Source organism: Vibrio sp. CyArs1, assembly GCF_022432925.1.
Classification (GTDB): domain Bacteria; phylum Pseudomonadota; class Gammaproteobacteria; order Enterobacterales; family Vibrionaceae; genus Vibrio; species Vibrio mediterranei.
The window spans coordinates 766,703-791,214 of the sequence record NZ_JAKRBO010000001.1; the positions used below are offsets into that span (position 1 = coordinate 766,703).

Below are 24,512 nucleotides of genomic sequence, written 5' to 3' on the forward strand. Positions count from 1 at the left end.
CTGGGCGCTTAATACCAAAGCGCCCTTCGTTCTGTCCTCTGCCGCTCAATTCACCAGCAACCAAATTTCATATGGTTGTATAGCCATCTCTTTCAATCTATAGTGTTTGCTTATAACTACAATATAAATGACCCAAGGATTAGGAGTGGTAACATGAAAAAGTATCAAGCACTATTGGCAATGGGCGCTCTTATAGTGATCGCAGGTTGTGCACCATCAAATGAATATCGCAATAACCAAGAAATTGGCAACAAAATGGAGCAAGACGCTCAGCGTGAAAAAGAGATTTGCACTGCGTTAGGCGATATTAACTGCGCTCAGCAGTAACCAATTCTACCCTCTTACGCTCGGTAAGAGGGTGACTTATCTTACTCTTCCTGATAGTAGTCAATTACGGCGAGCAAACCGATTAATGCCGCATTGTAGTCAATGGCAAACTCATTCACAGCGTACGACTTTTCATCATCAACATAACTCAGCATTCCCAAGTCTTTAGGCGCGATGCCTGCTTGCCCTTTTATATTTGGTCCTCCCACCAAGAAACCTGGGAGACTTACACCTGTGCCAATTCGATATAAATGATGGAGATGTCTTACCGCATGAGTTCCAAAGTGGGTCACGTAACTCATATTAAAACCATTCGCTCCAAGCAAGTAGTCTAGTTGAGCTTGAACCAACCACTGGTAATCCCGTTTACCAGAGATAATATCGCTCCAAGCAAGCAAGATACCAATCTCGGCAACCATTTTGTTGGAACCCCAAATGAACTTTCGGTTAGCAACATAGAAGGGTGATTGCTGAGCGCTCTTAGCATAATCACGCGCGACACTATCTAGATCCCTTTTCATAGATTCAACCAACTTGGTGTTGGTTTCAGTCATAATGTGCCATACCCCCATAAGCGCTGGATTTTTCCATTCAAAAAAATCGAGCATTGGGCGTCCGGTGGCAACAAGCTGGGAATAATGCGACTCAACATAGGACAGATAACTCTCTTTGTTAGCTGTGATATAGAGTTCTGCTGCCGCCCAAATTCTATCGTCGACGTCAGTCTCCAGCGCAATTTCTTTATCAAACTGGTTGTAAATGTAAGGGCCAGAACCACTGTCGTCCTCTTTTTGCCAATCGATATATTGCTCAGGTTGAGTCTCTAAATAACGCCATGCCAATTCTGCCGCAGCGAGCATTTGCTTTGACAAGGTTTTATCAAATGGTTGATAGATGCGCGATGCGAACGCTAGTGTAGCGGCGAACTTTGCGGTATCTGGCGTACTGACGCCATAGATATATCGAGTTTGGGTATCCAACCAAGGTGGAATTTTAGCAGGCCACATCGCACCAGATAGCTTGCGATACACTGCTCCGTCTTTGCGCTGCATCTTCATCATCCAGTTCAGCTCATATAGCGCTTCAACTAAGATTGGGGGCATTTCTCCGTTAGGAGAATCAAACTGATTCGGTGACTGTCGATAAGCTTCAAGCATTCTCGCTACGGTAATTGTCGCCGTGGCGATATATTTACCAAAGTCACCAGCATCATACCAACCTCCACTAGCATCAATAACTGTCCCTTTAGGGTTAAACTCATCACCACGAAAAATCTCACCGTCTTTGATATGACTTGGCGGCCTCGCCATGCCTGTTACTGGTGAATACACGGCCTCACCAGAGCGCTGCAAAAGCAACGCGTGTACTAAAGCAGTTTGCAATCCTTGGTACACATTGTTTTTTATTTCGAAGGGTACCGAACGCTTATCTGCTGATTTTAGGACATACCAGCCAGGTTCGGCGACAACAGAAAAGTCAGCAACATAAACCGGTTTGCCGTTGGGTAAATGGCTATTGTAGGTCAGAGGAAACCGAGCGACCTTAGCGTCATTGGGAATGGTAAGAAGATCAAGGTGCTTGCTTTCTGGATCGACCCAATACGCCCGTTTATTTGCGGAAGGTTCATAACCTAATTGGTTAACGACAATATCGTTGGCGTACGTCACCCAAGACAACATCACCGTAGCCCAAATCATCAAACCTTTCATCGCGACTCCTTTACCGTCTTCCACCGAGAATATCGTTTGAAAGCAGTCTAGTAATCGGTTGATTGGTTTCCAGTAAACCCGCGATTAATTGCTTGAAATGTCGTGGGAAGTAGAGGGAAGCAATGACTTCAGATAAAAACGGCTACGCTTACCTACCTCATCTTTAGTTTCCTTGGAATAAGCTCAACTCCATGCTTATAACGCTTCGCAGACGCGTTTAACGCCAGCTCCAAAGCGCTATCGCAAATCAGCTCAAACTGCTGAGGTAACGAGTTTACTTTGGTCGGAAGAAAATCCAATAAACGGTTGTCACCAAATGTGGCGAGTTTAATCTTGCTCATTAACTCGGGCTGTTCGATAAGGACATCCAACACCCCCTCAAGCAAGGTATAAGACGTTGTCACAATAGCATCAGGAATAGAGTTCGCCTCAACCCAGTCACTAAACATACGCTTACCTTCGTCGTTATTAAAGTGCTCACCATACGTTACGTAACACTCGATACCCGCATCTTTCGCCGCGGACTCAAAACCCAACTGACGTTCACGAGAAATATTCAGTTCGGGCAGAGCTCCGATAAGTCCAACCGATTGCGTGCTGGTATCGATAACCGAGTTAGTGAGTTCAAACGCTGCACCAAAATCTTCACTAATCACACAACTAAAGTGTTCATCGTCCAACGAACGGTCAATCGCAATCACAGGGGTGCCACGATTTTGGATCGTAAGATAAAAGTCACTGGCTTCTGTTATAGCACTGGCAACAAACAACGCATCAATTCGACGAGAAACCAAGGCATCAGCTACAAGTTTTTCCGTTTCAGGATCATCATCTGAGCAACCGATTAGAATTTGGAACCCTGCTTTACGAGAGTTTTGTTCGAGCAGTTTTGCAATACGTGCATAACTGGTGTTCTCCAAATCAGGAATGATCAAACCAAATGAACGACTATGGCCAGCACGGAGTGATGATGCCGCATGATCTGGGCGGTAATTATGCTGTTCGACAACGGCCATTACCTTTTTTTGGGTTTTTTCAGAAATTCGATATTTCTGTGCTTTACCGTTGATTACATAGCTTGCTGTGGTCTTTGAGACCCCCGCTAACTTCGCTATTTCATCTAAAGTCATAACTCGATCCTTTTTGTGCGATGGATCATATAAATGAATTCCAACCTAACTGACAAGTTGAATTATAAGCTGAATCGGTTCAGTATAAAAGCTGAAAGGATTCAGCAAAGTTCACAGTTTTGAAAACTGACCTATATTTACAGTGACGTTGTCAGATAAAAATGTCAGTGAACATAGGAACTAGCACAGCAAAGTCGGTACAGCAAATACGCTTTGCTGAATTTTTTTAAAATTTTGCTGAATCGATTCAGTTTAGCTTAAAGCAGAACAAAGAATCGATTCAAGAACAAGAATAACGTGGGTGAGCGAACATGCTTGAACTAAACAGTAGTAACATCAAACTAAATCAATCGTCGGACGACAAACTAAGCGCAATCAAAGTGATTGCTGCTGATCTAACAGAAAAGGGCTTAGTTCAAGAAGGTTATGTCGACGGTATGCTTAATCGTGAAGGTCAAAACTCTACCTTCTTGGGCAACGGTATTGCCATTCCACACGGCACAACAGACACACGCGGTCTTGTAAAACAAACTGGTGTTGCGGTTCATCACTTCCCTAACGGTGTTGATTGGGGCGACGGCAACACTGCTTACGTCGCAATTGGTATTGCCGCAAAATCAGATGAGCACTTAGGCATCCTAAAACAGCTTACCAAAGTACTGTCTGCTGACGGCGTTGAACAAAAGCTTAAGCAAGCGAAGTCAGCAAACGAAATCATCGCCCTACTTAATGGTGATGTTCAGCTTGAAGCAGATTTTGACGCATCACTTATCCAACTTAACTTCCCTGCAAGCGACATGGTTCAAATGGCAGCAGTCGCTGGCGGTCTGCTAAAAAATACTGGCGGTGCTGGAACAGAATTCGTTGCAGACCTAGTGACTAAATCCCCTACTCACTTAGGTAAAGGTTTGTGGCTAGTGAGCAGCGACAAGGCGGTGACTCGCACAGGTATGGCGTTTGTTTCAACCATCAATCAATGTGAGTTAGACGGTACACCAGTACACGCTCTGATCGCATTCGCAGCTTGTAACAATGCTCACCAATCTATGCTCAACAAAATCACTGAAGTGGTATTCAAGCAAGAGCAAGAGAAGTTGCTATCACTATCCGCAGAACAGGTGCTGGGTTTCTTCACTGGCGAAGAAGTAGCAAGTGCCGATGCAACTGACGGAAACGTTGCAGTATTTAAGATTAAGAATGCGCATGGTTTGCACGCTCGTCCGGGTGCAATGTTAGTGGCAGAAGCGAAGAAGTTCGAATCAACCATTACGGTTTCTAACCTAAACGGTGAAGGTAAAGCGGTTAACGCGAAGAGCCTAATGAAAGTGATTGCTCTAGGTGTAAAACATGGTCACGAATTGCAGTTCTCTGCTGAAGGCCCTGATGCAGCAGAGGCACTAGAAGCCATTGGTAAAGCGATCGCTTCCGGCCTTGGTGAAGGTTAAGGAGGTCGTCATGACAGCACAAACCAATAAAGTGGTAACCATTACACTTAACCCCGCATTAGATCTCACAGGGAGTTTAGATACCTTAAACACAGGTTCGGTGAGTCTGGTTAATCAAGGCTCTCTACATGCTGCGGGGAAAGGTGTCAACGTAGCGAAAGTACTTAGTGATTTAGGCGCAGACGTTACTGTGACAGGTTTCCTAGGCAGCGACAACCAAGAGCTGTTCTGCCAACTTTTCGAGCAGATGGGTGCCAAAGACCATTTTATTCGAGTCTCAGGCTCTACTCGCATCAACGTGAAACTGGTCGAGAAGAACGGCGCAGTGAGCGACATTAACTTCCCAGGTGTAGAAGTCGACGAAGCAGCAATCCGTCAATTTGAAGCCACGCTTGATGAGTTGATGCAAGAGCACGATTACTTTGTCTTCGCGGGGAGTTTGCCTCGCGGTATTAGTAGCGAGCAATGTGCAAATTGGATCGAACGATTAGAGCAAAAAGGCAAACGCGTACTGTTCGATAGCAGCCGCGAAGCGCTTGCCAAAGGTCTAGATTCTAAGCCATGGCTAATCAAACCTAACGACGAAGAACTGTCTCAGTTCGTTGGTCGTCATTTAGAAACTCAAGAACAATGTTTAGAAGCAGCAGAGTCAATTTCAGACAAAGGCATTACCAATATTGTTGTTTCTATGGGTGCCGATGGCGTGCTTTGGTTTGAAAACAACCAATGGCTACAAGCAAAACCACCAAGAATGAATGTCGTTAGCACCGTTGGTGCAGGCGACACTCTGGTTGCAGGACTATGTTGGGGTCACATGCAATCATTCGCTAAAGAAGAATTACTCTCCTTTGCAACTGCACTGTCTGCTTTGGCGGTAAGTCAAGTGGGTGTTGGAGTGCCAAGCATTGAAGAAGTTAAATCACTACAACAACAAATACTGTTACAAGAGCTGAGCCGCTAATCGATCCGAATCTTTGATTCTGATTTTGTGGCACTTATGGACACAAAGGTCAAACCTATGAAAATTTCAATTATTACAGCCTGCCCTAGTGGGGTAGCAAACAGCATTATCGCAGCCGGATTGCTCGATCAAGCGGCTAAAGCACTTGGATATGATGCAACTATCGAATGTCACTCAAGTGTTGTTGAAACACAAACACTGACTGACGCGCAAATTGCTGACTCGGAAGTGGTGATTGTTGCCGCAAATGCGCCTGTGGATACACAGCGCCTAGTAGGTAAGAAAGTCTACCAAGCGAGCATTTCCGAGTGCACAACGGATCCAAAAGCGTTCCTAGCTAACGCAATCGAAAAAGCGACTGAGCTAACCGAAGGTACATCAGTTACTCCAGTTGCAGTTGAACAAACTGGTGGCGCGAAGAAAATCGTTGCTATCACGGCCTGTCCAACAGGTGTTGCACACACCTTCATGGCAGCAGAAGCACTAGAAGAACACGGTAAACGTCTAGGTCACACAATTAAAGTGGAAACTCGCGGCTCAGTAGGCGCCAAAAACCAGCTAACTGCTCAAGAGATCGCTGATGCTGACTTAGTCATCATTGCCGCTGATATTGAAGTGCCGCTTGATCGCTTTGACGGCAAGCTTTTGTACAAAACCAGTACTGGTCTAGCACTTAAGAAAACTGAACAAGAAATAGATAAGGCCTTCGCTTCAGCGACTACTTACACTCACTCTGGTGCAAGTAACCAAGCAGGCGCAACAGAAGAGAAAAAAGGCGTTTATAAGCACCTCATGACTGGCGTATCTCACATGCTACCTGTTGTTGTAGCAGGTGGCTTGATCATCGCTCTGTCGTTCGTATTCGGTATCGAAGCATTTAAAGAAGAAGGCACACTAGCGGCTGCGCTAATGACCATCGGTGGTGGCAGCGCATTTGCTCTGATGATCCCTGTATTAGCAGGCTTCATTGCATTCTCAATCGCAGACCGTCCGGGTCTAGCTCCGGGTTTAATCGGCGGTATGCTGGCAAGCTCTACAGGTGCAGGTTTCCTTGGTGGTATCGCAGCAGGTTTCATTGCGGGTTATTCAGCGAAGTTGATTGCTGACAAAGTGTCTCTGCCACAGTCAATGGAAGCGCTTAAACCTATTTTGATCATCCCATTCCTAGCAAGTTTGTTCACTGGTTTGGTCATGATCTACATCGTTGGTGGTCCAGTTGCAGGCATCATGGCAGCAATGACTGACTTCCTAAACAACATGGGCAGCGCGAACGCAGTTCTGCTGGGTATTATCCTTGGTGCAATGATGTGCTTCGACCTAGGTGGTCCAGTCAACAAGGCAGCATACACCTTTGGTGTTGGTCTACTAGCTTCTCAAACCTACGCTCCAATGGCAGCAATCATGGCTGCAGGTATGGTTCCTGCATTAGGTATGGGCTTGGCAACGTTCCTAGCTAAAGATAAGTTCGAAGCAGGTGAGCGTGAAGCGGGTAAAGCATCTTTTGTACTGGGTATGTGCTTCATCTCTGAAGGTGCGATTCCATTCGCAGCAAAAGACCCAATGCGTGTTATCCCATCTTGTATGATTGGTGGTGCGTTAACAGGTGCTCTATCTATGTTAGTCGGTGCGAAACTAATGGCGCCACACGGTGGTCTGTTTGTTCTACTGATTCCAGGTGCAATCTCACCAGTGCTTATGTACCTAGTGGCTATCGCGGCAGGTACGGCAGTAACTGGCTTCACTTACGCTTTCCTAAAGCGTCGTGAAGAAAGCAAAGAAGTGGCGACAGCCTAACCCATTTAAAAGTCCAAGTGAGCCTACTCACTTGGCACTATGCCACCCCCAAATAGGCATTTTCAGCGCTGCTCCTCGCAGCGCTTTTTTGTGTTTTTACTATTAGCTTGTATTCCGTCCCTTTGGGCTCCATATTCCTTATGACTTGTTAACGAACTCTGAATACCATGGAACATTTACTACGCCTAGCGAACTCAATTCCGCATACCCTCTCGGTCCAAATCTTACTTGCGATCGTGCTATTTCTTGGTTATTACCTGTTTACTAAGCTGGTAAATGGTTGGATTAAACGGTTATCAGAAACCAAGAAAGTATCTGCCGCTAGAAGCAGTTTTATCCTGAGAACTTTCAATATCGCTTTTGCCTTCATATTTATTGCCATATTCTCTATTACTGTGGGTGTTGGATACGGCGACTTATCACTGTTCTTCTCCTCAGTTTTTGCAGTATTAGGTGTCGCTCTCGTCGCACAGTGGTCAATGTTGAGCAACATAACCGCGAGTTTCTTGATCTTTTTCGTCTTTCCTTATCGTGTTGGTGACCGAATTAAGGTGGTTGATAAAGACGAGGATATTTCTGGCATTATTCAAGACATACGAATGTTCCACGTCTTAATTAGGCACGACAATGGCAACTTAATTACCTATCCAAATAGCCTAATGCTACAAAAAAGTGTGATTAAACTTGCACCTAAGAAAAAGCCGAGTACAACGACTCGACTTTACACAAGAATCAGAAAGGACTCATAACTTAGCCAAGGCGACGTCTGTATCCCGCGATAACAAGTAACGCCAGCGATGTGAACCAGGTCAGTGCCCCACCACCTCCACCCGAAGATGTGTTGGAGGAAGTCGTGCCACCAGTGTAGATAACCTGACCATTAGCTGATAGATAGTCCAATCGCGCTTGTTCATCGGAAACAATAAACGGCGTTTCCGATCCGGCTAACACACTATCAATCCACGTCGCATAATCCGCTATTTCTGTATATGCAGCCGTTACCAAAGATTGAGGGTCACCACACGTCGCTGGACCAAAACTCGTAATACCAACCTGCTGGTAACTACCATTATTGTTCCAGTAAATAGGACCACCGGAATCTCCCTGACACGTCCCCGCTTTCAGCCCAGTTGATTGACTAACATCGCCACTGAAACAAACCTGCTTATCTGTTAAATTATTGCCATTCTGAAAGTTTGAAGCACAATCCGCATTACTTACCCAAAACAAATTCGCCTTTTGCAAAATCGGTGTACCATCTACCCCTGAACGTGTGTTGCCATGTCCTACAGCAACAAAGGTTTCATTCACGTTTCGATAGCTTTGCGTCGTAGCACGATTGACATTACTCCCTGAAGAAGCGGGGGATTCCAGTTTCAAAATAGCGATATCATTTGGGAGTAGTAAAGTAATGTTATTATCAAAATCTGGATGAATATATACTTCTGTGACACGGCGTCGATCTGCGTTCAAGAAATCTCGTTCACTTTCCAGCATTGCAACAGCAGACGTAAAAAGTAGCGCCCCCATATCACCTTCAATACAATGAGCCGCCGTCATTACATATTCCGACGTTAAGAAGGTTCCACCGCAGTAGGCTCCACCTGAGTAACGACCATCGTAATCAGTAGAATCAATGTATAAGCTAGCAAAAGAGTCAAAATCGTTGATTGAAGCATCTTCACCACCAACAATCATGGGTGCGATATCAATTTCAGTCGAATTGGATGGCAATGCCACAACACTCAGTGAACTGAGAAGGGCAAGTACAGAACCTGGATGGTTGGCAACCCATGATTTCATAAAAAACTCCCTTTACAACCCACCTTATCGACGACGCTTTAGGAGCAGTCGTTCATAAATAAGTATAGGGCTCAATTAAGGGAGTTCGAGAAATTGTTGTTAAGCAGGTAGTATAGAAAGTAAGACTCAGACTCGAATGGTCTTTCGTCGTCTCATCCAGCTCAAACCAACCAGTAACGCAACAAAAGAAAAATGCACCGCTCCACCACCTCCGGAACCCGAAGAGGAACTTGATGAAGAAGAACCACTATTGCCAGATGAACCAATGTTATAACCTTTACTGATCAGATAATTACGTCTCGCAGTATCGTTAGACACATGCTTAGCCGCCTCTTGCCCATTAAGGACACGATTAATCCAATCAGAATAATCCACTATTTCGGTAAACACCGCGGTTACTGAACGATTTTTGTCGCCACAAGGTACAGGCCCAAAGCTTGTAATACCAATCTGAACTTGTTGGCCATTGCTATCCCAATAAATAGGTCCGCCAGAGTCGCCCTGACAAGTGCCTGCCAACAAGTCCGTCACCCTGCTGTAATCACCGGTGAAGCAGATTTGCTTCGACGTTAGGTAACTACCATCCGAGAAAGCGCCTGCACAAATAGTATTGTCCACATACGTTAGACTCACTTTCTGCAGTACATCAAACGCATCATGACCATAACGTGTATTACCATGACCAACAGCAGTAAACACGTTCGCAGGATTGCGATAGCTTTCATTACTTGGACGGTTTATTGCCGTACCCAACCCTAATGCAGATTCCAGTTTAAGGATCGCGATGTCGTTAGGTACTAATTTATTAATATCATCGACATAGTCGGATGGATAAAATATCTCGACCACTCGCCTTTTTTCCGAGTTAACGTAATCTGACTCATACTGCAAGTTAGGTGCAGCCATTGTAAGTAACGGCGAATCGCGATTGCCATAAACACAATGCGCCGCCGTCAAAACATATTCAGAATTAAGAAGTGTTCCCCCGCAATAAGGAGAGGAAGAATAGCCCACCCCATACTCTTGACCGTCCAAATACAAACTGACAAACGACGGATATTCGGCGACATTCGCCGTACTGCCGTTGACAATATAAGGAGCAGCTTCGACTTGCGCATTGGTTGATGGTGCAAAGGAAAACGCTAACGTGGTATAAGCGAGCGTTGTATAAACTGACCGTTTAAATGGTAACAATAGAATCACTAGACAGTTACTCCTTGTATACTATCGACGAACTGAGATTCATTCTTTTTTGATATCACTCCCGCAAAAAACATGCAAACAAGATACGACTTTTGTGTGGAGTCATCTCACTAATTATTTAACACCATACGGTTTTTTCAATTTATGCCCTTTTCTATCATTAATAGAAATAATGTTCTAAAACGAAAAAGCACCGCTAATGCGATGCTTCATATAATCTAGCTCTTTGTTGCAGAACTGTGCTTAGCCACGATAGTAGCGCTGAGGAACGAATGGCATTTTCTCTACTGTCATAGCCAGCTTCTTGCCACGAACATCAGCAAATACTTCGCTACCGATTGCCGCAAATTCAGTCGCAACATAAGCCATTGATACAGGCTTGCCTGCTGTAGGACCAGCGGTACCACTTGTCACGATACCGATTTCGTTATCATTAGCATCAAACAACTTCGCACCTTCACGAACCGGCGCTTTGGTTTGGCCAACAAGTCCAACACGTTTGCGTGCCACGTCTTTAGTTTCGATTTGCTTTAGGATAATGTCTGCACCCGGGAAGCCACCAGCACGCTCACCGTCAGCACGGCGAACCTTTTGAATGCCCCATAGCAGGCTCGCTTCAACTGGTGTCGTCGTAGTATCCAGATCATGACCATATAGACACAGGCCACATTCCAGACGAAGTGAGTCACGGGCGCCAAGACCAATCCACTCTACTTCTTCAAAGTCTGTTAGAGATTTCGCCAGTGCTTCTGCATTTGCAGATGGTACTGAAATTTCATAACCATCTTCTCCAGTGTAACCTGAACGGCTAACAATGCACTCAACGCCATTGATGTCGAGTTTTCTCACGTCCATAAATAGCATATCTGCTACTTCAGGTTGTACACGAGCCAACACTTCAGCGGCTTTTGGCCCTTGAAGCGCAAGTAGAGCACGATCTTCAATCACTTCCATTTCTACGCCATCAGTAAGGTGCGCTTCTAAGTGAGTGATGTCTTGTTCTTTACATGCAGCATTTACGACTACAAACAAGTGGTCGCCTAGATTCGCAACCATCAAGTCGTCCATGATGCCACCTTCTTCATTAGTGAAGAAAGCATAACGCTGCTTACCTTCCGGTAAATCGATAATATCAACTGGCACCAATGACTCTAGAATCTTCGCTGCGTTTTCTCCGTATAGACGCACTTGTCCCATGTGAGACACATCAAACAGACCAGCCGCATCGCGACAATGCAAGTGCTCTTTCTTCACACCAAGTGGATACTGAACTGGCATATCATAGCCAGCAAAAGGAACCATCTTCGCCCCCACTTCCACGTGTAATGCATGCAGTGGTGTTTTCAACAAATCTTGGGTTGCTTGTTCTTGAGCCATTGTATTCTCCATTGGGTCGGGCTGCATTAATTAGCCCTGCTCCTAAATCGGGGATGTCTAAATTCCGCTATCCCTAATTTATCTGCTTTGCAGTAGGAATGGCGGAGCATGAGTTATCGCACCTTACGTCTTATAGTTGACGCCTATACGAAGTTAGATTTTCGTCATTTGGAAACCTTGTTTCCTATAATAAACAAGAATGCGCCCATTTTTCACCTTTAACAAGATATGAACACTCAAAAATGTGACATTTAACATTCCATTCACAGAGTAACAGGCATAAAAAAAGCGTGGTTTCGACGACATTTTCATCAAAACCACGCTCGTTCACGACTTTTAAACACAAAAGCAAACGTTTGCCTTTATTATAGGAAACTATCTCGTTTGACGATTATTTCGCCGTCACCCACAAAATATGGGCATCTTCTTCACTGACGGATATCAGCATATGACCCATATTTGCGTCGTAATACACACTATCTCCCGCCGACATTATCATCGGCTCATAAAACTCAGAAAAGAACTTCACTTCTCCTGAGAGAATCAGTAAAAATTCCTCTCCATCATGTCGTACCCAGTCACCATATTCTTCGAAGGTTCTAGCCCTCACAGTACTCTTAAAAGGCATCATCTTTTTGTTTGATAACTGAGTGGCAAGTAACTCATGCTCATAGGTAGGTGTTGGGTGGGGTTTACCTTCACCTCGACGAGTAAAATCACGACGACCAGTTGCCACCTTTTTCTTTGGTGGTTCAAATAGTTGCGGCATATCTATATGCAAGCCCAATGCAAGTTTTTGCATGGCTTGAAACGTTGGCGATATCTGTTCGTTTTCAATCTTACTTAACGTTGAACGTGCAAGGCCAGTTCTTTGACTCGCTTCTTCTAACGTCAGTCCTAGTTTGGCGCGAATATCTTTAATTCTTTCGCCTAGTTTTAGAGGCTCAATGTTCTCATCACCTTCCTTCGCTAAAGTCAGCGATGGGTACTCATCATAGATGTCTTCTGACATGCTTTCCCTCTTCTACCAGTAACTTCCTGTGACTTATTTTCATTGTTGCATGAAGCTGTGTCTTTATTAAAGACCATGTACAAAAATAAAGCGTGCTCTCCGTAACAGTTTTGGAAACTGTGTTTCCTATAGGAAATTTTTGATTGATTGTTGGTGCCGAGCGAGGTATGTTATCGGCTTGTTAGATGAAGAGATGCATTAGCGAGTACAGGTCCGTTGCGTTGTTAACCTCAACCTGTGCCGTTTTTTTGAATGATTTAGTCCTACTTTTTGGGACATTCTCGCGCTGCAACATTGGACTTTTGTTTCGTCCAAGCAGTACTAAGACAAGCCTCAGTCAGTACCAACAATAGGTAATAAAAGGCACTGATTGAACAATGGAAGGTTCACCGCCATGAATGCTCAGTACTTGAAAAGCTACCAAAATCACAGCCTAGAAAGCTTCTTCTCAACCAACCTGTCTGCTACAGATGACGCTGTATTCACCGGAATACAAGCCGAGTTTGTCCGTCAAAATGAACAAATTGAGCTTATCGCTTCTGAGAACATCGTTTCTAAAGCGGTAATGCAAGCACAAGGCACATGCCTAACCAACAAATACGCAGAAGGTTACCCAAACCGTCGCTACTACGGTGGTTGTGAACACGTAGATACCGTCGAAGCTATTGCTATTGAACGTGCGAAAACCCTTTTTAAGTGTGAATACGCAAACGTTCAACCTCACTCTGGCGCACAAGCAAACGGCGCAGTTAAATTAGCTCTTTTGCAGCCGGGCGACACCATTATGGGTATGTCGCTTGATGCGGGTGGTCACTTAACTCACGGCGCACGTCCAGCACTGTCTGGTAAATGGTTTAATGCGGTTCAATACGGCGTTGATAAAGATACATTAGAAATCAACTACGACGACGTTCGTGCCCTAGCCGTTGAACACAAACCAAAAATGATTATTGCAGGTGGTAGTGCCATTCCACGTGTTATTGATTTCGCTAAGTTCCGTGAAATCGCTGACGAAGTCGGCGCAATCCTGATGGTTGATATGGCACACATCGCAGGTCTTATCGCGACAGGTGCTCACCCTAGCCCACTACCACATGCGCATGTTGTCACTACGACAACACACAAAACACTACGCGGCCCTCGCGGCGGCATGATCCTGACTAACCACGAAGACATCATCAAGAAGATCAACTCTGCGGTATTCCCAGGTCTTCAAGGTGGTCCACTAATGCACGTCATCGCAGCAAAAGCTGTGGCATTTGGCGAAGCTTTAGGCCCTCAGTTCTCAACTTATATCGATTCAGTGATCGCAAACGCAAAAGTTCTTGCCGAAGTATTGCAAACTCGCGGTTGTGACATTGTGACTGGCGGTACAGATACGCACCTTATGCTTGTTGACCTACGACCTAAGGGTCTGAAAGGCAACAAAACAGAAGAAGCGTTGGAGCGTGCGGGGATCACATGTAACAAAAATGGCATCCCGTTCGATACAGAAAAACCTATGATTACTTCTGGTATTCGCTTAGGGACGCCAGCTGGAACCACTCGTGGTTTCGGTACTGAAGAATTCAAACTCATCGGTGAGTGGATTGGCGATGTTCTTGACGGTCTGGTAGAAAACCCTGAGGGTAACCCAGAAGTCGAACAACGTGTTCGTAAAGAAGTGAAGGCACTGTGCGCTCGCTTCCCACTTTACACTTAAAGAATAAAACATCCTTAATATTGGAGATAAAGCAATGGATAACACTTTGAAGTTTTCTGACAGCCACGAATGGGTACGTGACAACGGTGACGGTACTGTGACTATCGGTATTTCAGAGCACGCTCAAGAGATGTTAGGTGACGTAGTATTCGTTGACCTACCAGAAGTAGAAGACGAAATCGAAGCGGGCGAAAGCTTCTCTCTAGTAGAGTCAGTGAAAGCAGCTTCTGACATTTACGCGCCAGTTTCAGGTGAAATCGTTGAAATCAACGAAGAGCTTGAAGACAGCCCAGAGCTTATCAACGAAGAGTCGTACGAAGGCGGCTGGATTGTTAAGGTGAAAATGTCTGACGCCTCTGAGCTGGAAAACCTTAAGAGCGCAGAAGAGTACCAAGCTTCTATCGAAGACGAGTAAGCAACATACAGACGTTGCTTGTCTGTTTTAGTGTCGCCTAACTTGAACCGACGCATCCGTAAAAAAGCGTCGTCATCCCTGCGTAGGCAGGGATCTTATTTTAGTTGGGCACATGCTTTTAGTAGATTCCTGCCTGCGCAGGAATGACGTAAAAAGTAGGGATGACGTTAAAAATTCGAGCAACGATTTTAAAGATCTCGCAGAGGATCTTTGAGAAGGTAAAGGAATCATGACTGAATTACTTCAAAGCCTAAGCACGCAAAATGAATTTGTTGCACGCCACAATGGGCCAAACAAATCTGACCAACAAAAGATGCTGGACGCGATTAACGTACTCAACCTAGATACGTTAATTGAAGAGACTGTCCCAGCACAAATCCGCCTTGAAACGCCAATGACGCTAGACGCTCCAATGAGCGAAGCGGACATGCTGGTTGAAATGAAAAAGTTCGCGGATTTGAACCAAGTTAAACGCACATTCATCGGTCAGGGTTACTACAACACCTTCACACCAAACGTGATTCTGCGAAATGTTCTGGAAAACCCAGGCTGGTACACAGCCTACACACCTTATCAGCCTGAGATCTCTCAAGGCCGTCTTGAGTCACTTCTCAACTACCAACAAATGGTCATGGACCTAACTGGTATGGAAATCGCTAACGCGTCGCTACTTGATGAAGCAACTGCAGCGGCAGAAGCGATGACCCTATGTAAGCGTGCTGGTAAGAGTAAGAGCAAAGTCTTCTTTGTCGCTGACGATGTACATCCACAAACATTAGAAGTTGTGAAAACTCGTGCAGAGTTCATCGGATTCGAAGTTCAAGTTGGTTCACTTGAATCACTACCTGAACAAGACGTGTTTGGTGCATTAGTACAGTACCCTGGCACAACAGGTGAAGTTCGCGACCTAACTGACATCATTGCTAAAGCACAAGCAAACAAAACGCTAGTAACGGTAGCCACCGACCTTCTCGCTTCTGCTCTACTTAAGCCTGCGGGTGAAATGGGTGCAGACGTAGTTATCGGTTCTGCACAACGCTTTGGTGTACCAATGGGCTACGGCGGTCCACACGCAGCGTTCATGGCAACAAAAGATAAGCATAAGCGTACTATGCCTGGACGTGTTATCGGTGTTTCTATCGATACTAACGGTAACCAAGCACTTCGTATGGCAATGCAAACTCGTGAGCAACACATCCGCCGCGAGAAAGCGACATCGAACATCTGTACTGCTCAGGCACTGCTTGCCAACATGGCTGCGTTTTACGCGGTTTACCACGGTGAAGAAGGCCTTAAAACTATCGCTCGCCGTACACACCACATGACAGCTATCCTAGCAGCAGGTCTGACTAAATCTGGTTATGAACTGGCTCACAACAGCTTCTTCGACACCATCACAGTCAACACTGGTGAGAACACAGATAAGCTGCTTCAGAAAGCCGTGGCATCTGACATCAACCTACGTCAACTAGATGGTCAAATCGGTATCAGCTTCGATGAGACAACAACGATTGAAGATATCAACGTCCTATTTGCCGTCTTCGAAGTTAAAGAGAAAGTAGAAACTCTATCTGCTGAAATCGCTGGTAATGAGTTTGCTGCTATTCCAGAGAACTGCCGTCGTACTTCTCGCTACCTAACTCACTCTGTGTTCAACACGCACCACAGCGAAACACAGATGATGCGCTACCTAAAACAGCTTGAGAACAAAGACTTCTCACTGACGCACGGTATGATTCCACTAGGCAGCTGTACCATGAAGCTAAACGCAGCAGCTGAAATGATTCCAGTAACTTGGCCAGAGTTTGGTTCTATTCACCCATTCGCTCCAATTGACCAAGCGGCGGGCTACACAGCCCTAGCGACTGACCTTAAGAAGAAGCTATGTGAAATCACAGGCTACGATGAGTTCTCACTGCAACCTAACTCAGGTGCATCTGGTGAGTACGCTGGTCTGATTGCGATTCAACGCTATCATGAAAGCCGTGGCGAAGGTCACCGTAACGTTTGTTTGATTCCAAGCTCCGCACACGGTACAAACCCAGCGACAGCGTCGATGGTGTCAATGAAAGTGGTAGTGGTGAAATGTGACGACAACGGTAACATCGACACTGACGACCTAGCTGCGAAGATTGAAAAACATCGCGAAAACCTGTCAAGCATCATGATCACCTACCCTTCTACACACGGTGTGTACGAAGAGCATGTGAAAGAAGTGTGCGAAATGGTTCACGAAGCTGGCGGTCAGGTTTATCTAGATGGTGCGAACATGAATGCACAGGTTGGTCTGACTAACCCTGGCTTCATCGGCTCTGACGTTTCCCACCTGAATCTTCACAAAACCTTCTGTATCCCACACGGTGGTGGCGGTCCAGGCATGGGTCCTATCGGTGTAAAATCACACCTAGCACCTTTCCTTCCAGGCCACATTGAAAATGGTGTTGAAGGTAGCGATTACGCGGTATCCGCAGCAGATCTAGGCAGTGCTTCTATCCTACCAATCTCTTGGGCATACATTGCAATGATGGGTGAGGCGGGCCTAACTGACGCAACTAAAGTCGCAATTCTAAACGCGAACTATGTAATGGAACGTCTACTTCCACACTACCCTGTTCTTTACCGTGGCACTAACGGCCGCGTAGCGCACGAATGTATTATCGACATTCGTCCACTAAAAGACGAAACAGGCATTAGTGAAGAAGACATCGCTAAGCGTCTAATGGACTACGGTTTCCACGCACCAACAATGTCGTTCCCGGTTGCTGGCACGCTAATGGTAGAGCCAACAGAGTCAGAGGACCTTGAAGAGCTAGACCGTTTCTGTGATGCAATGATTGCGATCCGCAACGAAATGACACAAGTTAAAGAAGGGGTTTGGCCACTAGATAACAACCCGCTTGTTAACGCGCCTCACACACAAGTAGACCTATCAAAAGAAGAATGGGATCGCCCGTACTCTCGCGAACTAGGCTGCTTCCCGTCAAGCGCGACTAAGAGCTGGAAATACTGGCCAACGGTTAACCGCGTAGACAACGTGTACGGCGACCGTAACCTAATTTGCTCTTGCCCAAGCATTGATAACTACGAAGACTAGTTTTCTATGCCACAAGTGATACTCAAAAGCGAACCTTAATCGGTTCGCTTTTTTATTTTAAGGACCAATGGGCTGCTTTAAAAGCTCTGCCATCAGGCATACAAACTGCGAAGAACGAACCGTAACTCCCCGTAAACTAGTACTTTTCTATATAGATATCGTCACATTCTGTTGGCTGGGTGTTATAGTAGCGACTCTAAACAAGTATCAAGGATAAAGTAAAATGGATAAATTTCTAAAGCTACTGGCAACTAAGCCTAATGAAGTCACTTTCGAGCAAACAATGCAGGTTATAGACGAACATTTTGACTTTAGCCCAGTAAGCTTTGTAAACGGAGAAACCGAAAATCAGGCAGGACAAAACAATGGCTCTTGTAAGATTTTTGCTTTTGCTCAGATACAAGGATTAGACAAACCATCAACTCTGGCTTGCTTCGGCCAGTTCTATCGTGATGACGTGTTAAAGAATCCAGATGGCAGTGACCATGCCAACATTCGTAATTTTATCCAGCATGGCTGGGCTGGTATTCGCTTTGAAGGTGCGGCGTTAACAGCGAAGTAAGGTTTAGCGATGATGGATTTGGTCTGCAATATTGATACTGCAGACCAACAATTTCCGCCACTTTTATTTCATAATTGGATAAGTAAAGAATAATAGATGAGCCAAATTAAATAAGAAGTGGAATAACACTGTAACCCAAAGTCGTGAACTGTAATGATAAATCAAGCCATAGCCCACACCAGCTAATGTTGCAAAAGAAACCAGTAGTAAACCACCATTAAAGTGCGCTATACCAAATAATAAACTCGCCGCAGCTACGCCCACAATCCAACCAAATCGTTTACTTAGTGATTGCTGTACAAAACCACGAAAGAACGCTTCTTCTGCTGTACAGGTAAGCAGTAAGTTATTTAACGAAAATAGCCACCACCAATAAGGAATTGTAAATTCTGGCTGCAACGCACCGAGTTGCCATGCAAAGGGTAACAAGCCAAATAATGGGATTGCGCTAAATAAAATAGCTTTGTAATTAAACGTAGCCTTACTTCCTAAAATTGCAGGGTAAGCCAACAACAAACCGAAAAAGATGAACGGTTTATCAAGGTTTAAGTACATAGTAAACGGGATGCTTTGGGGGCCTGCGATAACAGAATCAAGCACTTTCGCATTACCAAAGCCTGGTATTAAATGTAAGAAAAGAACCACGCACCAGAGCAGAATAAATACGTAACTTCCTAATTGCCATTTACGTTCCAAACTCGGGGTTTTATAAGCGATGGCAAGGCCAACAAGCAGTGTAGCCAAGCCGATGATGTTAAGCCTGTTCTCGATCAAGCCGCCAATCAAGCTGATAATAACAAGAGCGATACTAAGTCTAGTTTTATCAACAAAAGCAAAGATAATGGCCAAAGAGAGTGGTAGCCAAATCCACATGGAGGTATCTAAAATCATCGAAAGCCTTTAGAAAAATTGCAATACCGAAGTGATTCTTTAAGACAATGCGCAGTTAGGTTCGACAGCACCACTACATTAGTAATGTTTAGATTGCCTAAACAGTAAAGCGCCCCACAAACCAAGGCGCTTTAATTAACATATGCCGTACAGCTAGAGATGAAGTAGCAATAAACTACAAATACGCTTCTCTGCTCGCACTGCTTGTTTTAGTTTTATTGCTTTACCGCAGCAATTGCAGCATCGTAATTTGGTTCGTTGGTTACCTCTGAAACTAACTCACTGTGAACCACTACGCCTTCTTTATTCACACATACGATTGCACGAGCCGTCAAACCTCGTAGAGCACCTTCTGGAATTGCCACTCCATAGGTTTCTGCAAAATCTGCGCTACGGAAGGTCGATGCGTGCTGAACATTCTCAACCCCTTCAATTTCACAGAATCGACCAGCGGCAAAAGGTAAATCAGCTGAAATACAGATCACTTGCGTATCTTCTAGCTGCGCTGCTTCTTCATTGAAACGCTTTACACTAGTCGCACACACAGGCGTGTCAATGCTTGGGAAGATATTAAGAATCAGGTTCTTACCTGTAAGGCCTGATAACGTAAGGTCCGATAAATCAGACGCAGCAAGAGAAAACTCAGGTGCAGAATCACCAGCTACAGGAATAGAGCCTGCAATAGTTACAGGGTTACCTTGGAAAGTTACTTGTGCCATTTTTATACCTTTACTTTCTGTTATATGAGTACCTAAATATAAAATCGCATTCGTATAACTTGTTCAAGATCAATTTTTCAGATCAGACCTGACATTTCTATACAGACATAATGCTCTTGATATGAACAAAGCTGCATTTATTAACCAACATACTAGTTCTCACCTTACATATTTCATGTAAGCCTGTACTGAAGTTGCTGATACAAAAATGGACAGAACTCGTTTTGGAATACCTAACATTTGCAACTTATGTATTCTCTTTTATCAAGCTTCTTTACCATTCTCAGAGGAGCTACGTTTCCCTTCGGCCTATTTGTTAACTGGTTGCTATTCGTTTACTAGATTTCCCTACGAGTTTGATGTCTGGATGCTTATGAGAAACAATTTCTACACACTCATCTGAGGTTGCCATTAAATGAGACCATTCATCTTCATAGCCCGAAATGAACGTTATTGGACTTTCTTTACTCCATTGATGCCCTTTAATAAGAGCACAATTTGGGAATTTCTCCCCTACCGCCCAAAGTTCGAGTAAACCGCCTTCATCTAATAGGCGAAACCCACTTACCGTTTCAAACATGACATCGTATAGAGATTCAGTTTCTTCATGGAAGACACTTACTATCAATGCGTAATCTTTATGCCGCTCACTTCCTTTAAGCTCGTAACCACTACCATCTGGATACGTCACTGAAAAATGCCTTCCATTCCATGATAAATCGACGATATATATCGTTCCTTCACTGAATGGAGTGTCCCATTCTTTAACTTCCATATGTCTTCTCCCATTCACTGATTCAAGCGACCTAACGCTTATTGGCTGATTTTTAATGGATTTTGTCGTTCAATATTGCAGTCTTTTTATACCAGTTCAATTAGCAACCATTAGTTTATTTTTGGTTGAACACATCAAACAGCACCTTTGAACCCTGTGAGAGAATCAGACTAAACAAGATTACCGAAAGTTGAACAACTCTGAATGAAAATTCTTCGCGTCGAATCTGATTGCTTTTAGTTGACCAAGCAACGCCTTCCTAAATCCAACAGGACCACAAAACCAGATACTTCGCTGCGCAATATCAGGATGTTTTTGGCGTATCTGCTCAATAGACAAAAAAGGCTTTAGCCGATTATCGATCACATGAAACTCAACGTTTGCTTTTCTGGCTGCACTTTCCATCTCTATTATCAGTGAAGGCGATGGGCTCTCGGTACAATAATAGAAAACAACTCCACCCCTATTTGGTTGCTGGGCGAGTTCCTCCAATCGGGCTTTAAACGCCGCGCAACCAACCCCCCAGCAATCCATACTTGCTTTTTACTATCGTCAAAATCTAACTTGCCTGAAGCCAAATAAAGATGATAGACAGGATGAGGGCGAGCACCATTGAATAGAGTTTGTTCATAATAACGCTCCTGTTGAGCTTTAACTCTACTCCTTCTAATGTAACCCTACGTCAGGGAGAGTAAATCAGTGTAAATGCTTAATCACTCTCTTCCACCAGCTGACTATTGGTCATCTTAGATAAAAGCTCAGCGATTCGATTTCTCATATCGCGCCTATCCACAATCATATCTAACGCCCCATGCTCCAAAAGAAACTCACTTTGCTGAAAGTCTTCTGGCAATTCTTCACGTACGGTTTGCTCAATGACTCTGCGTCCAGCGAAGCCAATTCTTGCTTGGGGTTCACCAATATTAATGTCACCTAGCATAGCGATGCTGGCAGACACACCACCATATGTTTGGTCAGTGAGGACGGAAATATAAGGTAATCCAGCCATTGATAGTTGATTCAAAGCGGCACTGGTTTTGGCCATTTGCATCAATGCCATTAAAGATTCTTGCATCCGTGCACCACCACAAGCTGAAAAACACACTAGGCCACAATTGCTATCTCTCGCGACGTTAACAGCGTGAACAAACCGAGCGCCTGCTACCGCCCCCAAAGAACCAGCCATAAACGAAAACTCAAACGCGCAGGCAACAACAGGCAACCCCATAATCTGTCCCTTCATTGCGACGAGGGCATCTTTCTCCCCAGTTTCTTTTTGTGCTGAAGCTAAGCGGTCGGTGTAATGCTTTTTATCTTTAAAACCCAAGATATCTTCTGGTTGATAGTGACTTGCAATTTCAACCTGTCCCTCGGTATCTAAGAAACTAGCGAGACGCCGACGTGCTGTTATTCGCATATGGTGACTACATTTGGGGCATACCTCCAAACTCAGTTGCAACGCTTTGTTGTAAAGAATGTGGCTGCATTGAGAGCACTTTCTCCACAAACCTTCGGGTATGTTTGCTTTGCGATTACTAACCAGTTTTTTTCTATGTAATAGCTTTTCAAGCCAACTCATGCGCGTTTATACCTTCGTGATTTAATTGATTTCATCATTGTATAAACTCATAATTAGCAATAAAGTGTCGATATTGAGTTACTTAATCCAACATTTTGGGACAATAAGTCGTGCTTGAGAGAATTGACCAACAATGGCTAAAGAGCTTTCATTGTGTGTACGAAAACATGAGCTTTAAACGTGCCGCGGAGTTTCTCCAACTTCCAACCTCCAATCTCAGTCGCCATATCAGCTTGCTTGAAGAGCGACTTGATACCCGACTCTTCGATAGAACGACTAGAAGAATTGCGCCGACAAGTGCTGGGGAGCACCTATATCTACTCACACAGCCACTGCTAAATAAGCTTAATGATGCACTTGAAGAGGTTACGTATCATTCTCAAGAGGCCGTTGGACAGTTGAGAATACTGATGCCCGACTCCCCTGTGTTGGCTAATGCCGTGGTAAGTTTCTGCGAAAAACACCCCTCAATATCGCTTAGTTGTGATACCAGCGTCAGCCCCAAGGAGGACTTATTCAACGGGTTCGATGTAATTTTAAAATTCCATCGTGGGAATCTTGACGATACCAATTTGGTAGCGAGGGAAATTAAACGCTGGCCTAGTATTGTAGTCGGTGCTCCGGAACTTCTTGATCGTTACCCTAGACCCTTTAAGACCACTGACTTACAACACATTCCTTGCATTAGCAGTCTGACCGCGATCAATGGCGAACCGTGGGTTTTCAAAACGGACAGCGGTGAACGAATTACCCAAAAAGTTAAGTCTTCTTTTAAGGTCAATAGCGGACATCTCGCTAAAACAGGCGCGCTCTCTGGTATAGGGCTGGCAATTCTCCCTAGAGACATATGCCAAGGTGAACTGAGTTCTGGTGCTTTGAAAGTGATAGAAATGGAACATCAACCTGATGACTTGGTGCTATATGCATTTTACGCGTCAAGAAGGCATGTAGCCAACAAGATACCGTTGTTCATTGAACATATTAAGCACTGTGCGCATTTTGACGGTTGAATAATACTGTTTCCCTAGTAATACTCCGCACCGTAAACTCGCTTTCCTGTAAAAAACTGAAACCATGAAAAAACCTGTTTTGCTCTTGAGCCTCATACTTATATCTTTCTTTTCATCTGCCTCAACGCTCGATGAGTCTATAGCATCAATTGAGCAACGAATCTCGGGACGCATCGGCGTCTCCGTTTTGGATTCCAGAAATCAACAGCAATGGCACTATCGAGGCAATGAACGCTTTCCTATGATGAGCACGTTTAAAACTCTGGCATGCGCAAAGATGTTACATGACGCTGACTCAGGAGAGCTAGACAAGAACGCTTTGGCTCCCATAACGTCTGACAAACTTATTCCTTGGTCACCGGTTACAGAGAAAATGGTGGGCAGTTCCATTACCGTCAGCAAAGCTTGTGAAGCGACAATGGAAACGAGCGACAACACTGCAGCCAATATCGTTCTGCATTCCATAGGGGGACCTCAAGGACTCACTGAGTTTCTACGTTTGAACCAAGATGACGTGACTCGATTAGACCGCATTGAACCAGAGTTAAATCAGGCACTTTCAGGCGATAAACGGGATACAACAACACCAAATGCGATGAATACCACACTGCATCGTCTTCTATTTGAAGGGGCCCTGAATCAAGGCTCGAAAAATCAGTTAATGGCTTGGATGCAAGGGAACACGGTTTCAGATTCATTGCTACGATCGGTTCTACCGCAAGGATGGTCTATCGCAGACCGCTCTGGTGCAGGCGCTAATGGTTCACGTGGTTTTACTGGTGCTATTTGGGCTGACAATCGCAAACCATTGGTCATCAGCATTTATCTAACACAAACCGACCTATCGATGTCTGAACGTAACCAAATCATCAACGAAATTGGTGGGCTGATTTTCCAAACGTATGCTATCAAGTAACGAACTAAGCACAGCGCTAACTTAATAGAATGCATGCCGCCACTAATTATATTCCCTCACGAAGATAGTAGTCGGCATGTTAACTCAT

Annotated in this window: 21 protein-coding genes; 11 read left to right on the forward strand and 10 right to left on the reverse strand. The window is 44.7% G+C overall.

Going from position 1 to position 24,512, the window contains the following annotated elements:
* Nucleotides 1–153 precede the first annotated feature (153 nt).
* A complete protein-coding gene (locus MMA19_RS03560; protein ID WP_006069475.1) occupies nucleotides 154–327 on the forward strand; it encodes a hypothetical protein in 174 nt (57 codons plus the stop codon).
* A 41-nt stretch (nucleotides 328–368) separates the two neighbouring features.
* Here MMA19_RS03560 and MMA19_RS03565 read toward each other — a convergent pair whose 3' ends face one another.
* Together MMA19_RS03565 and cra are read right to left on the reverse strand one after the other, a co-directional pair.
* On the reverse strand, nucleotides 369–2,036 hold the full coding sequence (locus tag MMA19_RS03565) for a glycoside hydrolase family 9 protein (protein WP_240205524.1): 1,668 nt from the start codon (nucleotides 2,034–2,036) through the stop codon (nucleotides 369–371).
* A gap of 152 nt (nucleotides 2,037–2,188) precedes the next feature.
* Nucleotides 2,189–3,166, reverse strand: coding sequence for a catabolite repressor/activator (gene cra / locus MMA19_RS03570; protein WP_240205525.1), 978 nt, complete (start codon nucleotides 3,164–3,166; stop codon nucleotides 2,189–2,191).
* A 311-nt stretch (nucleotides 3,167–3,477) separates the two neighbouring features.
* Here cra and fruB point away from each other — a divergent pair, with 311 nt between their 5' ends.
* The 4 genes from fruB (at nucleotide 3,478) to MMA19_RS03590 (ending at nucleotide 8,115) form a co-directional block, all read left to right on the forward strand.
* Nucleotides 3,478–4,611, forward strand: coding sequence for a fused PTS fructose transporter subunit IIA/HPr protein (fruB, locus tag MMA19_RS03575; RefSeq protein WP_006069472.1), 1,134 nt, complete (start codon nucleotides 3,478–3,480; stop codon nucleotides 4,609–4,611).
* Between the two features lie 10 nt (nucleotides 4,612–4,621).
* A complete protein-coding gene (gene pfkB / locus MMA19_RS03580) occupies nucleotides 4,622–5,572 on the forward strand; it encodes a 1-phosphofructokinase (protein ID WP_031495977.1) in 951 nt (316 codons plus the stop codon).
* Nucleotides 5,573–5,629: 57 nt separating this feature from the next.
* Nucleotides 5,630–7,366 (forward strand): PTS fructose transporter subunit IIBC, encoded by a 1,737-nt coding sequence (fruA, locus tag MMA19_RS03585; RefSeq protein ID WP_198559059.1) that lies wholly within the window; start codon nucleotides 5,630–5,632, stop codon nucleotides 7,364–7,366.
* A gap of 167 nt (nucleotides 7,367–7,533) precedes the next feature.
* Nucleotides 7,534–8,115 carry a mechanosensitive ion channel family protein gene (locus MMA19_RS03590; RefSeq protein WP_006069468.1) on the forward strand — a complete coding sequence of 194 codons (582 nt, stop codon included), beginning with the start codon at nucleotides 7,534–7,536 and terminating at the stop codon, nucleotides 8,113–8,115.
* Between the two features lies 1 nt (nucleotide 8,116).
* Here MMA19_RS03590 and MMA19_RS03595 read toward each other — a convergent pair whose 3' ends face one another.
* From MMA19_RS03595 to MMA19_RS03610, 4 genes are all read right to left on the reverse strand, one after another.
* Nucleotides 8,117–9,169, reverse strand: a complete 1,053-nt coding sequence (locus MMA19_RS03595) for a serine protease (protein ID WP_240205526.1) — start codon at nucleotides 9,167–9,169, stop codon at nucleotides 8,117–8,119.
* 126 nt (nucleotides 9,170–9,295) lie between these two features.
* The gene (locus MMA19_RS03600; protein ID WP_240205527.1) at nucleotides 9,296–10,372 is read right to left on the reverse strand and encodes a serine protease; all 1,077 of its coding nucleotides are present in this window, start codon (nucleotides 10,370–10,372) and stop codon (nucleotides 9,296–9,298) included.
* A gap of 243 nt (nucleotides 10,373–10,615) precedes the next feature.
* Entirely contained in the window at nucleotides 10,616–11,749 is a 1,134-nt protein-coding gene (gene gcvT, locus MMA19_RS03605; protein ID WP_171393571.1) for a glycine cleavage system aminomethyltransferase GcvT, read from the reverse strand.
* A gap of 391 nt (nucleotides 11,750–12,140) precedes the next feature.
* Nucleotides 12,141–12,761 carry an XRE family transcriptional regulator gene (locus tag MMA19_RS03610; protein WP_006069464.1) on the reverse strand — a complete coding sequence of 207 codons (621 nt, stop codon included), beginning with the start codon at nucleotides 12,759–12,761 and terminating at the stop codon, nucleotides 12,141–12,143.
* Nucleotides 12,762–13,155: 394 nt separating this feature from the next.
* Here MMA19_RS03610 and MMA19_RS03615 point away from each other — a divergent pair, with 394 nt between their 5' ends.
* From MMA19_RS03615 to MMA19_RS03630, 4 genes are all read left to right on the forward strand, one after another.
* A complete protein-coding gene (locus MMA19_RS03615; RefSeq protein ID WP_006069463.1) occupies nucleotides 13,156–14,463 on the forward strand; it encodes a serine hydroxymethyltransferase in 1,308 nt (435 codons plus the stop codon).
* A gap of 34 nt (nucleotides 14,464–14,497) precedes the next feature.
* Nucleotides 14,498–14,878: a glycine cleavage system protein GcvH gene (gcvH, locus tag MMA19_RS03620; protein WP_006069462.1), complete on the forward strand. Its 381-nt coding sequence runs from the start codon at nucleotides 14,498–14,500 to the stop codon at nucleotides 14,876–14,878.
* Nucleotides 14,879–15,107: 229 nt separating this feature from the next.
* Nucleotides 15,108–17,972 (forward strand): aminomethyl-transferring glycine dehydrogenase, encoded by a 2,865-nt coding sequence (gcvP, locus tag MMA19_RS03625; protein ID WP_006069461.1) that lies wholly within the window; start codon nucleotides 15,108–15,110, stop codon nucleotides 17,970–17,972.
* A gap of 223 nt (nucleotides 17,973–18,195) precedes the next feature.
* Complete coding sequence (locus MMA19_RS03630) at nucleotides 18,196–18,534, forward strand: HopJ type III effector protein (RefSeq protein WP_240205528.1); 339 nt, start codon at nucleotides 18,196–18,198, stop codon at nucleotides 18,532–18,534.
* A 63-nt stretch (nucleotides 18,535–18,597) separates the two neighbouring features.
* On the opposite strand, the gene MMA19_RS03635 is transcribed toward MMA19_RS03630, so the two are convergent.
* The 4 genes from MMA19_RS03635 to accD form a co-directional block, all read right to left on the reverse strand.
* On the reverse strand, nucleotides 18,598–19,425 hold the full coding sequence (locus MMA19_RS03635; protein WP_240205529.1) for a type II CAAX endopeptidase family protein: 828 nt from the start codon (nucleotides 19,423–19,425) through the stop codon (nucleotides 18,598–18,600).
* Between the two features lie 215 nt (nucleotides 19,426–19,640).
* On the reverse strand, nucleotides 19,641–20,144 hold the full coding sequence (gene tpx, locus MMA19_RS03640; RefSeq protein ID WP_171393575.1) for a thiol peroxidase: 504 nt from the start codon (nucleotides 20,142–20,144) through the stop codon (nucleotides 19,641–19,643).
* A gap of 316 nt (nucleotides 20,145–20,460) precedes the next feature.
* Nucleotides 20,461–20,919, reverse strand: a complete 459-nt coding sequence (locus MMA19_RS03645; RefSeq protein WP_038227088.1) for a hypothetical protein — start codon at nucleotides 20,917–20,919, stop codon at nucleotides 20,461–20,463.
* A gap of 709 nt (nucleotides 20,920–21,628) precedes the next feature.
* Nucleotides 21,629–22,498, reverse strand: a complete 870-nt coding sequence (accD, locus tag MMA19_RS03650; RefSeq protein ID WP_240205530.1) for an acetyl-CoA carboxylase, carboxyltransferase subunit beta — start codon at nucleotides 22,496–22,498, stop codon at nucleotides 21,629–21,631.
* Between the two features lie 110 nt (nucleotides 22,499–22,608).
* On the opposite strand from accD, the gene MMA19_RS03655 reads away from it, so the two are divergent.
* Nucleotides 22,609–23,508, forward strand: coding sequence for a LysR family transcriptional regulator (locus MMA19_RS03655; protein WP_240205531.1), 900 nt, complete (start codon nucleotides 22,609–22,611; stop codon nucleotides 23,506–23,508).
* 64 nt (nucleotides 23,509–23,572) lie between these two features.
* A complete protein-coding gene (gene bla / locus MMA19_RS03660) occupies nucleotides 23,573–24,424 on the forward strand; it encodes a class A beta-lactamase (protein WP_031493826.1) in 852 nt (283 codons plus the stop codon).
* Nucleotides 24,425–24,512 lie beyond the last annotated feature (88 nt).